This window comes from Cedecea davisae, assembly GCF_044095835.1.
GTDB classification, from domain to species: Bacteria; Pseudomonadota; Gammaproteobacteria; order Enterobacterales; family Enterobacteriaceae; genus Cedecea; species Cedecea davisae.
On record NZ_CP172054.1, the window covers coordinates 4,412,588 to 4,426,481 of the forward strand.

14 protein-coding genes are annotated in these 13,894 nt (G+C 56.2%); 8 read left to right on the forward strand and 6 right to left on the reverse strand.

Annotation, left to right across the window (positions count from 1 at the left end; genetic code table 11):
* Positions 1-16: 16 nt before the first annotated feature.
* From ACG1VR_RS21110 to ACG1VR_RS21130, 5 genes are read left to right on the forward strand one after another with little or no spacing between them, the layout of a single operon-like run.
* The gene (locus ACG1VR_RS21110; protein ID WP_395489726.1) at positions 17-931 is read left to right on the forward strand and encodes a metal ABC transporter substrate-binding protein; all 915 of its coding nucleotides are present in this window, start codon (positions 17-19) and stop codon (positions 929-931) included.
* Entirely contained in the window at positions 928-1,746 is an 819-nt protein-coding gene (locus ACG1VR_RS21115) for a manganese/iron ABC transporter ATP-binding protein (protein ID WP_016517517.1), read from the forward strand. The genes ACG1VR_RS21110 and ACG1VR_RS21115 overlap by 4 nt, the downstream gene beginning before the upstream one ends.
* Positions 1,746-2,603, forward strand: coding sequence for an iron/manganese ABC transporter permease subunit SitC (sitC, locus tag ACG1VR_RS21120; RefSeq protein WP_016517516.1), 858 nt, complete (start codon positions 1,746-1,748; stop codon positions 2,601-2,603). The genes ACG1VR_RS21115 and sitC overlap by 1 nt, the downstream gene beginning before the upstream one ends.
* Entirely contained in the window at positions 2,600-3,448 is an 849-nt protein-coding gene (locus tag ACG1VR_RS21125; protein WP_172568529.1) for a metal ABC transporter permease, read from the forward strand. The genes sitC and ACG1VR_RS21125 overlap by 4 nt, the downstream gene beginning before the upstream one ends.
* Positions 3,449-3,505: 57 nt before the next feature.
* Complete coding sequence (locus ACG1VR_RS21130; RefSeq protein WP_016517514.1) at positions 3,506-4,369, forward strand: MurR/RpiR family transcriptional regulator; 864 nt, start codon at positions 3,506-3,508, stop codon at positions 4,367-4,369.
* Positions 4,370-4,373: 4 nt separating this feature from the next.
* Here the strand turns inward: ACG1VR_RS21130 and ACG1VR_RS21135 are convergent, their stop codons facing one another.
* Both ACG1VR_RS21135 and ACG1VR_RS21140 read right to left on the reverse strand, forming a co-directional pair.
* On the reverse strand, positions 4,374-4,766 hold the full coding sequence (locus ACG1VR_RS21135; protein ID WP_395489727.1) for a RidA family protein: 393 nt from the start codon (positions 4,764-4,766) through the stop codon (positions 4,374-4,376).
* A gap of 20 nt (positions 4,767-4,786) precedes the next feature.
* Complete coding sequence (locus tag ACG1VR_RS21140; protein WP_395491129.1) at positions 4,787-6,223, reverse strand: amidohydrolase family protein; 1,437 nt, start codon at positions 6,221-6,223, stop codon at positions 4,787-4,789.
* A gap of 202 nt (positions 6,224-6,425) precedes the next feature.
* On the opposite strand from ACG1VR_RS21140, the gene ACG1VR_RS21145 reads away from it, so the two are divergent.
* Both ACG1VR_RS21145 and ACG1VR_RS21150 read left to right on the forward strand, forming a co-directional pair.
* Positions 6,426-7,646: an amino acid deaminase gene (locus ACG1VR_RS21145; protein ID WP_395489728.1), complete on the forward strand. Its 1,221-nt coding sequence runs from the start codon at positions 6,426-6,428 to the stop codon at positions 7,644-7,646.
* A gap of 118 nt (positions 7,647-7,764) precedes the next feature.
* Entirely contained in the window at positions 7,765-8,907 is a 1,143-nt protein-coding gene (locus tag ACG1VR_RS21150) for an IS481 family transposase (RefSeq protein WP_395488908.1), read from the forward strand.
* A gap of 160 nt (positions 8,908-9,067) precedes the next feature.
* Here the strand turns inward: ACG1VR_RS21150 and ACG1VR_RS21155 are convergent, their stop codons facing one another.
* The 4 genes from ACG1VR_RS21155 to ACG1VR_RS21170 form a co-directional block, all read right to left on the reverse strand.
* A complete protein-coding gene (locus ACG1VR_RS21155; RefSeq protein ID WP_039897820.1) occupies positions 9,068-10,393 on the reverse strand; it encodes a PTS sugar transporter subunit IIC in 1,326 nt (441 codons plus the stop codon).
* Positions 10,386-11,783 carry a glycoside hydrolase family 1 protein gene (locus tag ACG1VR_RS21160; protein ID WP_395489730.1) on the reverse strand — a complete coding sequence of 466 codons (1,398 nt, stop codon included), beginning with the start codon at positions 11,781-11,783 and terminating at the stop codon, positions 10,386-10,388. The genes ACG1VR_RS21155 and ACG1VR_RS21160 overlap by 8 nt, the downstream gene beginning before the upstream one ends.
* Before the next feature lie 11 nt (positions 11,784-11,794).
* A complete protein-coding gene (locus ACG1VR_RS21165; protein WP_039897817.1) occupies positions 11,795-12,106 on the reverse strand; it encodes a PTS sugar transporter subunit IIB in 312 nt (103 codons plus the stop codon).
* Between the two features lie 559 nt (positions 12,107-12,665).
* Positions 12,666-13,409, reverse strand: coding sequence for an SDR family oxidoreductase (locus ACG1VR_RS21170; protein ID WP_395491130.1), 744 nt, complete (start codon positions 13,407-13,409; stop codon positions 12,666-12,668).
* Positions 13,410-13,531: 122 nt separating this feature from the next.
* Here ACG1VR_RS21170 and ACG1VR_RS21175 point away from each other — a divergent pair, with 122 nt between their 5' ends.
* The gene (locus ACG1VR_RS21175) at positions 13,532-13,891 is read left to right on the forward strand and encodes a winged helix-turn-helix transcriptional regulator (protein ID WP_395489731.1); all 360 of its coding nucleotides are present in this window, start codon (positions 13,532-13,534) and stop codon (positions 13,889-13,891) included.
* Positions 13,892-13,894 lie beyond the last annotated feature (3 nt).

Consider the following 13,894-nt stretch of genomic DNA (forward strand, 5'->3'; position numbering starts at 1 on the left):
CTCGTGAGGGAAGACGATGCCCGGGAAATTGAGACTTACACAGATAATACTGGCGGCCGGCACGGCGCTGATGGTGCTTTCTGGCTCCGCGCTGGCGCAGGCAAAATTTAAAGCGGTGACCACGTTTACCATTATTGCCGACATGGCAAAAAACGTCGCAGGAGACGCCGCAGAGGTAGAGTCGATAACCAAGCCGGGCGCTGAAATCCACGAATACCAGCCCACGCCTGGAGATATTCGCCGGGCGCAGGGCGCGCAGCTGATCCTGACTAACGGCCTCAACCTTGAGCTGTGGTTTGAGAAGTTTTACCAGCACCTGAAAGGCGTTCCCGAAGTTGTGGTAACCACCGGCATCCAGCCAACCGGCATTACCGAAGGGCCTTATAACGGTAAACCTAACCCGCACGCGTGGATGTCGCCGCAAAATGCGTTGATCTACGTCGATAATATCCGCGATGCCTTCGTCAAATACGACCCGGATAATGCCGCGGTGTATACACGCAATGCAGAGATTTATAAGCAGAAAATCAAACAAACTATCGAACCGCTGCGCGCAGAGCTGGCAAAAATTCCCGCCGACAAGCGCTGGCTGGTGACCAGCGAAGGCGCATTCTCTTATCTGGCCCGCGACTTTGACCTGAAAGAGCTTTACCTCTGGCCCATCAACGCCGACCAGCAGGGCACGCCGCAGCAGGTGCGCAAAGTCATCGACAGCATTCGCAAATACCACATTCCGGCAATTTTCAGCGAAAGCACCATCTCAGATAAGCCCGCTCGCCAGGCAGCAAGAGAGTCGGGCGCTCAATACGGCGGCGTGCTGTATGTCGACTCTCTGAGCGCCGCAGATGGCCCGGTACCGACCTATATTGACCTGCTTCGCGTGACCACCAGCACCATCGTCAATGGCATTAATGAAGGGCTAAAAAAATGAGTCGCCGGGCAGGAATTGTCGTCCAGGACGCCAGCGTCACCTACCGTAACGGCCACACGGCGCTGAGGGCGGCGAGCTTTGAAATTCCGACCGGCACCATTGCCGCGCTGGTCGGGGTTAATGGCTCCGGGAAGTCCACGCTGTTTAAAGCGATTATGGGGTTCGTGCGCCTAGCCAGCGGCAGCATCTCGATACTGAGTCTGCCCACTCGCCAGGCGCTGCGAAATAACCTCGTTGCCTATGTACCTCAGTCCGAGGACGTTGACTGGACATTCCCTGTGCTGGTTGAGGACGTTGTAATGATGGGCCGCTTCGGCCATATGGGGATGCTGCGTATTCCCGGCAAAACAGACAAGCTGGCGGTAGAAAACGCGCTGGCTCGGGTCGGGATGAGCGAGTTCCGTAAACGTCAGATAGGCGAGCTTTCCGGCGGCCAGAAAAAACGCGTATTCCTGGCACGCGCCATCGCCCAGGACGGCCAGGTGATTCTGCTCGATGAGCCGTTCACCGGCGTGGACGTGAAAACCGAAGAGCAAATCATCAGCCTGTTGCGTGAACTGCGTGATGAAGGCCGCACCATGCTGGTCTCCACCCATAATCTCGGCGCGGTAACCGACTATTGCGACTATACCGTGCTGGTTAAAGGCACCGTGCTGGCCTGCGGCCCAACGGCAGAAACCTTTACTCAGGAAAATCTTGAACTGGCATTCAGCGGCGTGCTGCGCCACGTCACGCTGACCGGGAAAGAAACCAGCGTGGTAACCGACGACGAGCGGCCATTTATCCGCGGCGCGGCGCTAAAAGGGGAGCCGTAATGTCAGTTCTGCTTGAGCCGTTCAGCTATGGCTACATGTTCAACGCCATCTGGGTTTCGGCGCTGGTTGGCGGCGTCTGCGCTTTTCTCTCCTGCTACCTGATGTTGAAAGGCTGGTCGCTTATCGGCGATGCCCTTTCCCACTCCATCGTTCCCGGCGTAGCCGGGGCCTACATGCTGGGTCTGCCGTTTTCTATCGGCGCGTTTTTCTCCGGCGGCCTGGCGGCAGGCACCATGTTGTTTTTGAACCAACGCACGCACCTGCGGGAAGACACCATCATCGGCCTTATCTTCTCGTCGTTCTTCGGCCTCGGGCTGTTTATGGTGTCGCTCAACCCCACTTCGGTAAACATTCAGACCATTGTGCTGGGGAATATTCTCGCCATTGCGCCGTCCGACATAGTGCAGCTGGCGATTATCGGTTTCGTCTCGCTGGCTATTCTGCTGCTGAAATGGAAAGACCTGATGGTCACCTTCTTCGACGAGAACCACGCGCGCTCCATCGGCCTTAACCCGCTGTGGCTGAAGGGCTTGTTCTTTACTCTGCTCTCGGCAACAACCGTAGCCGCGCTGCAAACCGTGGGCGCATTCCTGGTGATTTGCATGGTGGTCACGCCGGGCGCGACGGCTTACCTGCTGACCGACCGCTTTCCTAAGCTGCTGGTGATTTCCGTCACGCTGGGAACCCTGACCAGCGCCTTCGGCACCTGGATAAGCTACTTCCTTGACGGCGCAACGGGGGGCATTATCGTGGTTCTGCAAACCCTGCTGTTCCTGCTGACCTTCGTGTTCGCCCCTAAACACGGCCTGCTGGCTAACCGCCGCCGCGCGCGCCTGAGCCTGGAGCAAACGCCATGAGCCTGTTAGACACCCTGCTTTCTCCTTTTGAATTCGGCTTTATGATCAATGCCCTGGTGATGACCACGCTGGTCGCTATCCCGTGTGCGCTGCTCTCCTGCTTCCTGGTGCTCAAAGGGTGGGCGCTGATGGGCGACGCCATGAGCCACGCGGTGTTCCCCGGCGTGGTTATCGCCTGGATGGTGGGCCTGCCGCTCGGCGTCGGGGCGTTTGTTGCCGGGCTGTTTTGCGCCTTTGCCACCGGCTATTTGCAGGATAACAGCCGCATCAAACGCGATACGGTTATGGGCATCGTCTTCTCCGGCATGTTCGGCGCGGGGCTGGTGCTCTACGTCTACCTCAAGCCGGACATCCACCTCGACCATATTCTGTTCGGCGATATGCTCGGCGTAAGCTACAGCGATATCCTGCAAACCGGCGCCATTGTGCTGCTTACCGCGCTGGTTGTAGCCCTGAAATGGCGAGACCTGCTGCTGCACGCCTTCGATCCTATCCAGGCCCAGGTTTCCGGCCTCAACGTCAAGCTGCTCAACTATGGCCTGTTATGCCTGGTTTCGCTGACCATCGTTGCGGCGCTGAAAGCCGTGGGGATAATTCTCGCTATTTCGCTGCTTATCGCGCCCGGCGCTATTGCTTCGCTGCTGACGCGCACTTTCCTGTCGATGATGCTGGTCGCCGTGACGCTGGCTATCGTGATTTCTTTCGCCGGTGTTTATCTCTCGTTCTTTATCGACAGTGCGCCCGCCCCTACCATCGTAGTGCTCTCCGCGCTGGTATTTATCGCCGCTTTTATTCGGGCCACCATGAAACAGAGCCGAATGGAGGCCATCACGCAGCAACCCTGACGGCACTTTTATGGTACAAAGTATCTTCTCTCTTTTCGCCAGTATCAGGGTTGCGCCATGAGCTACACCATCGACATCATTTCCTGCATCACCGACCGTTTTGTCGAACTGACGGCCACCGAAAAGCGCATCGCCCAGTTTATTCTGGACGATGTGCAGTCCGCCGCGACGCTGCCGATTGCCGAGCTCGCCCGCCTGACGGAAACCAGCCAGGCCTCGATAACCCGCTTTGCCCGCGCCATTGGCTGTAAAGACGTGCGCGAGCTGAAGGTAAAACTGGCTCAGTCGCTGGCGGTCGGGCAGCGCTTTATTCTCGACGTGCCGGATCTCGAAGGCGTACAGGGAATTTATGAAACCATCATCAACGTGCTGGAGATTAACCGCCGGGTGCTTGACCCTCAGTCGCTGAAAAAAGCGGTGGCGTATCTTAGCGATGCCCGCCAAATACTGGCGCTGGGGATGGGCGGGGGCTCAACGATTTGCGCCCAAGAATTACAGTTTCGCCTGTTCCGTCTTGGCCTGCCGGTCGTCAGCCAGAGCGACGGACTGCTGGTCAGAATGATGGCAGCTTCGGTGTCATCTAACGACGTGGTGGTGGCGTTATCGCTGGGCGGCTACACGCCGGAAGTGGTGGAAAGCGCCGCGATTGCCCGCCAGTATGGCGCGAAGGTCATCGCGATTACGCCGCAGGAAACCCCGCTGGCGCAGCAGGCAGATATCGTGCTACCGCTGGTTGTCAGAGAAAACGACTACATCTTTAAGCCCAGCACTTCGCGCTATGCGATGCTGGCGATGGTTGATGTGCTGGCCACCGAACTGGCGATGGCCAACAAAAGCCAGGCTAAAGACCGGCTGCGCCGCATCAAGCTGGCGCTGGACAGCCATCGCGGCGGCGTGGATCGCCAGCCGCTTGGGGATTAGAGTCTTAGCCCCGGTCAGCCCGGTAGCAGGTCACATCCACTTCAACTTTGCAGTCCACCACCAGGTCCGCTACGCAGCAAACGCGGGCCGGCGGGTGGCCGCCAAAGAAGTCGCGAAACACCTTATTAAATGACTGAAAATAGCGGGCATCGGTCAGGTAAACCTTCACATGTACCACGTCAGCCAGGGCGTAGCCCGCTTCGGTCATGATATCCACGCAGTTCTGAATCGCCAGCTGTGACTGTTCGACAATGCCGCCTTCAACCACTTCTCCGTCTTTCATCGGCGTCTGGCCGGAAACATATAGCCAGCCTGCCGCTTCAACGGCTTTTGCAAACGGCAGGCTCTGCCCGCCGGTTCCGGTACTGGCGCCAACGCCATAACGTTTAATGCTCATCGTTGCTCCTTGTTCATGAATTATGCCTGCGGACGCAGGAACCTTCCCGCGCGGCCAGTTACCTGTTGCCCGGCGCCATAGCTCATCACGCCGTTAACCATGACGGCTTCAATACCTGCCGCAGGCTGCTTCGGATGACTAAAGCTCGCCACATCACGGACCGTAGCCGGGTCAAACAAAACCAGATCCGCATAATAACCACGCTTCACCAGCCCGCGCTCGGGCAGTTGAAAACGCGCCGCCGACATGCCCGTCATCTTATGGACTGCTTCGGTGAGCGGGAACAATTTCTCATCGCGGCTGTAGTGCCCGAGCACGCGCGGGAAGGCGCCCCACAGGCGAGGATGCGGCATCGGGTCGTTGGGCAGCCCGTCGGAGCCAACCATCGTTACCGGGTATCTCAGCACGCGACGCACGTCTTGTTCGTCCATGTTGTAATAAATTGCTCCGGCGGGCATCAGTAATTTTCCCGCTTCGTGAAGCGACATCGACCAGCTCTGCGCAATCTGCTTCAGGGTCTGCCCCGCCACTTCAGGGTGAGGCCCGGACCAGGTAATCATGATGTCGAACTCGTCGGTTATCTGTTTCATATCCAGCGTCGAAGAACTCGCCGAATACGGGTAGCAGTCACAGGAAACATCCTGCTGCTGGCGTACCTTATCGAACAGCTTCAGGGTCTCAACCGTGCGCCCCCAGTTTTTCGCTCCGGCACATTTGTGGTGCGACACCACCACCGGCACGTTGCCGTGGCGACCAATACGGAAGGCCTCATCCAGCGCATCAAGGATAGGTTCGAACTCAGAACGCAGGTGAGTGGTGTAAATACCCTTTTCTGCCGCCAATTCTTCCACCAGCGCCATCACTTCTTCAGTAGAGGACTGAAACGCGCTGGCGTACGCCAGGCCGGTGCTAAGCCCCAAAGCGCCCTGCTGCAAGGCCAGCTTTAACTGCTTGCGCATGGCGCTGATTTCATCCGCCGAAGCGGTGCGGAACAGGTCATCCATTTGGTTGTTACGCAATGCGGTATGGCCGACGAGCGTGCCAACGTTGATTGCCGGGCGCGCCTGCTCAACCGCGTGGGAGTAGGCCTCAACGGTCGGGTAAATAAATTGCTCCGCTTCGCCGAGCAGGTTCATCGGGTCCGGGACCTGCGTTTTGATAGTCGCTCCAGCCGCGCTGATACCGCAGTTGCCGACAATCACCGTGGTCACGCCCTGGCTAATTTTGGGCAGATATTCAGGGAAACGAATAACGTTGATGTCGTCATGTGTGTGAACGTCAATAAAGCCGGGAGCCAGCACGCGCCCGCCGCCGTCAATTTCACATTCGGCTTCGCCGGTAATGGACGGGGCAATATCGGCAATACGGTCGCCCAATACCGCAACGTCGGCGCGATATTCCGCCCCGCCCGAGCCGTCAATAACGGTGACATTCCTGAAGAGATAATCGAACTTCATCTGCGCCTCACGCCAATAATAATCTGCGTGCAAGTTAACCATTTACAAGCCGGAAAAACAGTGAAAAACTAAACAAAACACCGATAAATCAATGATACTTTTATTCATTTATCAATGGTAAAAATTAAAAATAATATATTTAACAACACATTAAAATTGATACTTAATCTGAAAGAAAGAATAACCCCGGAGGAAATGCGTTATGAAATACCAGGAAATTAACCTTGTACCCCATAAGTCAGCCCTCATTAACCCCCCCGCCAATATCCTGAATGAAGACGTCTGCCTGCCCGCAGCCGTCATCAAAAAATCAGCCCTGAAAAGCAATATCCGCTGGATGCAAAGCTATGCGGATGCACGCGGCGTTTCGCTCGCCCCACACGGTAAAACCACCATGACGCCGTGGATTTTCCAGCAGCAGCAAAAAGCCGGAGCCTGGGCAATTGGCGTCGGCAGCGCCTGGCAGGCGAGCATTGCCATGGTTAGCGGCATCCACCGCGTTCTGATGGTGAACCAGCTGGTTGGCAAAGCGAATATGGCGTTGATTTCACAGTTGAAGAAAAAGTATCCCGACGTTGACTACCTGTGCTGTGTGGACAGCGAGGCTAACGCCCGCGCGCTGTCGGCCTTCTTTAGCCAGCAGGGACAAACGCTGGACGTACTGATTGAGCTTGGCGTGCCCGGCGGCCGCTGTGGCTGCCGTAGCCCGGAACAAGCATTGACCCTGGCCGCGCAATTAGCCGACCTGCCGGGCCTGCGCCTGCGCGGCCTTGAGATGTACGAAGGCGTGCTGCACGGCGAAAATCCTCAGCCGAAAATCGAAGCACTGCTGCGTGATGCCGCCGCGCTGGCCTGTAATCTGGAACGCTATGTAGAAGGTGAATTCCTGCTAACCGGCGCAGGCTCGGTCTGGTATGACGTTGTGTGCAACATCTGGCTGGCCGCAGAAAAACCGGCCAACTGCCGCATCGCAATTCGCCCTGGCTGCTACATCACCCACGACGCCGGTATTTATCAGGAAGCGCAGGAACAGTTAATGGCTCGGGACCAGGTTGCCTGCGATCTCGGCGGGGACTTAACTTCAGCTCTGGAACTGGTAGCGATGGTGCAGTCGGTTCCGGAAAGCGACCGTGCGATTGTGAACTTTGGCAAGCGAGACAGCGCCTTCGATGCTGGCCTGCCGCAGCCTGTCGCCCATTACCGCGAGGGCAAAGCGCTGGCATCCCCGGCAGAAACCATCGAAACAACCGGCATTATGGATCAGCACGCGATGCTGAAACTTAAGCCGGGAGTGGATGTGCAGGTTGGCGATATTCTGGTGTTCAGCACCTCCCACCCTTGCCTGACGTTTGATAAATGGAAGGCGCTGCTGCTGGTAGACGACGAGTATAACGTGCTGGATGAGCTGGAGACGGCATTCTAATTTTTACCCTCACCCTAACCCTCTCCCTATGTACATACCGGAGACATGGTGAACACTTGTTCGGGGACATGGTAGACACTTACAACTACGGCATAAGAACCCTCTTCCGGAGTCGCTTATGCCCTGGGATGCGAGAGATACCATGTCATTACGTCACGAGTTTGTTCACTTTGCCTCGCAGGACGGGGCTAACATCCGGGCGCTCTGTCGCCACTTCGGCATCGCGCCCGCCACCGGATATAAGTGGCTTTGCCGCTTTCTCGAGGCCGGACTTCCCGGCCTCGCTGACCGCTCACGGGCTCCCCATCATTCTCCCAACGCCACCGCCGCTCAGGTGGCTGACCTGTTACAGCAGGCACACCTGGCCCATCCCCGCTGGGGAGCCCGCAAGATTAAGGCCTGGCTGGAAGCGCAGGGGCACCACCTTCCTGCCGTCAGTACCGTGCACAACCTGATGCACCGTCACGGCCTGCTACCCGGTGTACCGCCGGGTATCCCCTCTGCCGGTCGCTTCGAACACGGCAGGCCGAACGCCCTCTGGCAGATGGATTTTAAGGGACACTTTCCCTTCGCCGGTGGGCGCAGCCATCCCCTCACGCTGCTGGACGACCACTCCCGGTTTTCACTCTGCCTGACGCACTGCGACAACGAGCGGCGTGAGACCGTGCAGTCACATCTGACAAAGGTGTTTGAGCGCTATGGCCTGCCGGAGAGGATGACCATGGATAACGGGGCGCCCTGGGGAGACACCACCGGGACCTGGACCGCGCTGGAGCTGTGGCTGATGCGTCAGGGTATCCGGGTGGGGCACTCGCGGCCTTATCATCCCCAGACGCAGGGCAAGCTCGAGCGTTTTCACCGCAGTCTGAAGGCGGAGGTTCTGCAGGGGAAATGGTTCACGGACAGCGACCAGCTCCAGCGGGTATTTGACCACTGGCGGGAGGTCTATAACTTTGAACGCCCGCATGAGGGACTGAATATGGCGGTCCCGGGTTCGCGCTATCAGCCTTCGGCCAGACAGTACAGAAGCGATGCTCCCGGGCCGGAGTACGATGACGGCGTGGCGGTAAGAAAAGTGGATATCAGTGGAAGCCTGAGCATCAGAGGTATCAGCCTGAAAGCGGGCAAAGCGTTCAGGGGAGAGCGAGTGGGGCTGAAGGAAAGCGGTGAGGACGGTTGTTATGAGGTGTGGTGGTACAGCACGAAAGTGGGAATGATCGACCTGAAGAACCGGTCGATCATCATGGGTAAAAGATGTTAAAAGGTGTTCACTATGTCCCCGAACATCTGTCTACTATGTCCCCGGAACGTACACCCTAAAAGGGAGAGGGGATAAAAAAACCATGCTGTCCTGAACTCCCACTCTTGGGAGAAAAGATGAAAGAGCACTCAGTCCTGAGGGGAGAGGGGCAGTAGCAAATTTACTTCGCTTCGGCCAGCGCCTTAGCCTTCTCCTCTTCCTGCTGCTGAAGCTCGGTCTCCAGCATCTTCTTCTCGTAAACCTTAAAGAACGGGTAGTAGATGGCCAGCGAGATAAAGAAGCAGATAAACACCAGCCCGCAGGCGATGAGGTTCCAGTTAGTGGTTATTAATGCCCCCAGCGGAGCCGGGACGGTAAACGGTGGTTTCACCATCATGCGCGGAATTAACCCGCTGATAGTAAACAGATACACCACCACGGTATTCACCATCGGCGCGAGGATAAACGGGATAGCAAGGATCGGGTTCATCACAATCGGCGCGCCGAAAATCATCGGCTCGTTGATGTTAAACAGGCCGGGAATAAACGACAGTTTGCCCAGCTGTTTCAGGTAAATCACCCGCGAGCGAATAAACAACACCACCAGCGCCAGCGTTGAGCCGGTGCCGCCCATTTGCGCATACCACTGGAAGAACTGCTCGGTAAAGATGTTCGGCAAGTCGTAAGCGCTAACGCCGGACTGGAACAACTCCATATTCTGGACAATCGCCTGATCCCACAGCGGACGGATCAGCGGCCCCATCACCGCGTGGCCGTGGATCCCCAGCACCCAGAACACATCAATAAACAGCTGAGTTACGATGCCGCCAAACAGGTTTGTGCCGGTCATAAAGCCCTTCAGCGGCATGATGATGTAGCTGATGATGGCGTTAATATCGACATTCAGAAAATGGCGGGGTATCCAGAAAATCAGCACCACGGCAAGCGTCGGGAACAGCGCTGAGAACGAGCTGGCAACCACCGGCGGTACGCCAGCGGGCATTTTGATTTCTATATTGCGTACTTTAATAAAGCGATAGATCTCAATCGCAATCAGAGAAGAAATGATCGCCCCAAACAGCCCCTGTGAGCTAAGGGAAGTGATAGGAATATAGCGCCCGGCAACGGCCTCCCCGGCGACCGTCACGCCTTGTTTAATATTCACCGGCACAATCATCAGCAGGGTCGCCAGCATCGCCAGCAGGCCGCTGGTAATATCGTTCAGCTTGTAGCTCTTACCGAGGAAAGATCCGATGGTAAAGGCCGCGTACAGCGACATCAGCCCAACCGTGAAACGGAACGGCACATCCAGCATATCGCGCCACGGCGCGATAAAGTCCATGTAGCCCTTGATTGGGATATTCAGCAAAATAACGAAGAAAGATCCGACGATGGTTAGCGGCAAAATAGAGATAAGCCCGTTGCGGATCGCCTGCATATGCCGCTGGTTGCCGATAGCGTTAGCCACCGGCATCAGCTTTTCGGCCAGCCTGTCAAAGCTAGACATGGTCAGCCCCCTCAAACCCATTATTCTCAATGACACCGCGGAACCAGCGCCCGGATTTTTTCAGCGAACGCTGCTGCGTTGCCAGCTCGAGACGGTAGAAACCATAGCGATTTTTATAAGCGTTCTGCCAGGACCAGCAGTCGATAAAGGTCCACATCTGATACCCGAGGCAATAGCTCCCGTCCGCGATAGCGCGGTGCAGCCAGCTCAGGTGCTCCTGCAGGAACTCAATCCGGTAATCGTCCTGTACTTCGCCGTCCACCATAAACTGCTCTTCGTCCATAATGCCGATGCCGTTTTCAGAGACAAACCACGGCAGGTTGCCGTAACGTTCTTTCACCAGCATCGCAATGTCGTAGAGCGCCGGAGGATAAATCTCTATGCCGCGCGAGGTATTCATGCGCCGCCCCGGCATCACGTATTCTTCAAAGAAACGCTCTGGCACAAAGCCGTGCGGTTCCTCAAGCAGCGTTTCACGCGCCTTAACTCGCCGCGGGCGATAGTAATTAATCCCCAATAGATCGACGCGCGTTGCAGCAATAAGCTCGCAGTCGCCCGGTAGGATCTCCGGCATCAAATCATGCTCTTTCAGCAGGGCAATCAGTTCGTCCGGGTAGCGCCCGAGCAGCATCGGCTCGTTTATGCTGCGCGTATAGAACAGGTCGGCCATCTCCGCCGCATGCCGGTCTTCCTCGCTATCGCTGCGCGGGTAAACCGGGATCACGTCCATAATGATGCCTATCTGGCCATCAAGATTTTGTTCTCGCCAGGCGGCAACCGCTTTGCAGTGAGCCATAACGATATGGTGCAGCACCTGAGTCGCCCGGCGGAAATCGGTGACATAGGGATAATGGCGGGGATGCAGATAGCCCGCTTCCGCAGGTATAAGCGGCTCGTTGAAGGTAAACCAGTAGCGCACGCGGTCGCCAAACAGCCGATAACAAATACCGGCATAACGGGCAAAAGCATCCACCACTTCGCGATTTTCAAAGCCGCCCTTTTCCTGCAAGGCCATCGGCATATCGAAATGGTAGAGGTTGATAAACGGCTCGATCCCCTGACGGGTAAGCTCGTTAATCACATCGTTATAAAACTGTACCGCCTGCGGGTTTACTTCTCCGTCGCCGTCCGGGATCAGGCGTGACCACGAAATCGAGGTGCGGAACGAGTTAAGGCCGATATTTTTCGCCAGTTGGATATCTTCCTTCCAGCGCTGATAAAACGTTGAAGTATCGTCGGAGGTCACGCCGTTATAAAAGCGCTCATTAAACTGGTGCGAGGCGTGATCCCAGATGTTATCGCCCTTGCCGTCACCCTCAACCCGGCCCTCAGACTGCGTGGCGCTGGTCGCGGTGCCCCACCAGAAATTTTCAGGAAATCGGTAATCCATCAGATCTCCCGTTATGCGCTTTTCAGCAGCGAAATCGCATGGTCGAGCACTTTGTCGCCCTGCATCGCGCCGTACTGCATCATATCGATGGCGGCAACCGGCACGCCGTGAGGCGCAGCAGCGGCGCTCAGGCTTTGCAGCTGGAATTTGACCTGCGGCCCCAGCAGGATAACGTCCGCCTCGCCGACTATCTGCTCAAAGTCCGAAACAGGCACGGCGGTTATTTCCACCTCAATATCGCGACTGCTCGCAGACTGCTTCATTCTTTCCACTAACATGCTGGTAGACATACCGGCGGCACAGCATAAGAAGATTTTTTTCATCACTTTTCCCTCAGAGAATCAACGCGGTGTCCGCAACACGCGGCAAAATATATTCTGGGTAGTGGCTAAAAAAGCCACAAGAGAGGGGCAACACAGATTCGTTTTTAACGGCTGGTACTTTTGGCGGGAATGTGTGATTTAAAAAGAATTATATTTAATAAACAAAGAAATAAGGCTGTTACTTTTCAGCTTTTACGCGCCCACCAGGCCACTTTTATTGGCAAGAATGGCGGTGTCGTCACAGATAGAAAACCGCACGACGCGCTTCTCTCGATATGTTTAAAAAAATTGAAAATATGTACATATCGCCAAAACATGTCGATGCCATCGACATATTTCGATGACATGTTTAAAAAATGGGGAAAAATGTACATGTTGCCTTGATGTGTCGATGCCAGAGGGATGATGTTTAGCTTTTACCATCAGTCTTTTTTCTTGCTGGTATTGCTGTATCTCAGTTTTGATGGCTGCGGTAATAAACTGCCCTGTGCTTTTACTCCTCCATGTTTTCAATCCATCAATGTCCCTCTCCCCAGCGGGAAAGGGACAGGGTGAGGGGCTATAAATTCCCCACGCCGCCATCGACCAGCAAATCCGTGCCCACCACAAAGGCCGACTCATCGGAAGCCAGGAATACCGCCGCTTTCGCCAGTTCCAGCGCGGTGCCCAGGCGGCCAATCGGCACCAGAGCGCGGATCTCGTCTCTCAGGGCATCTGCTCCCAGGCCGTTTCCTAACTTGCCCAGAGCGGGCGTTTCGGTCGGGCCGGGGCTAAGCCCGTTAACGCGGATGCCTCGCGGATGCAGCTCCCCTGAGAGCGTACGCGCCAGGGAGAGAAGACCCGCTTTACTTGCCGCATAAGCATTGGTTTGCGGCAGGCCAATACGGGCGCTAACCGAGCCACAAACAATCACCGACGAAGGGTTGGCAAGCTGCGCAAGAAGCGCCTGAAGCAGGAAAAACGGGCCTTTGAGATTGGTATTCATCAGCCGGTCATAGGCGTCTTCGTCCCACTCTTCCAGAGGATGATGGGTCACATCTCCGGCGTTGATATACAGCACGTCAATCTGCGGCCAAAGCTGCTTTAGCTCGTCGGCCACCTTCTGCTGCCCGGCAACATCGCCAGCGTCGCTTTTGATGATATGCACATTGCCCAGCAGCGCTTTGGCATCGACCAGGCCCCGCTCGCTGCGCCCGGTTATCGCCACCGTTGCGCCTTCGGCAATAAACTGCCGCGCCGTCTCAAGGCCAATGCCGCTGGTACCGCCGGTAATTAAAGCGTATTTGCCGTTTAGTCTGCCCATCATCTTTACCTCTTTCATCATTGGTGAAGCCATTATTTCCGCTATAGTATCCTTTGGGTAGTAGGCACCAAATGGATACTAAAGCACCAGGTTGAGCGCATTAACGCGCGACGGGAGTGAGCATGACAAAAAATATTTCGCCCCTGCCTCAGGCAGGTAGCAGCTGCCCAATAGTGAGCTTCGTGAATCTCGTTTCGGGGAAATGGGCGATCCCGATCCTTTATCGCCTGATCGTGATAGACGAGGCGGTGCGCTTTAGCGACTTACAGCGAGCGGTTCATCCCATCACCCAGAAAGAGCTGACGCGCCAGCTGCGCCAGTTTGAAGCACGGGGATTGGTGGTCAGGCAGGTCTTCGCCGAAGTCCCGCCGCGCGTGGAATACCAGATTACGGCGCTGGGAAAATCTCTGCGCCCTACGCTCGATTCACTTGCCGAATGGATGACGGAAAACGCCGGGGAAATGGAACAATCTCGTCCCTGAGAA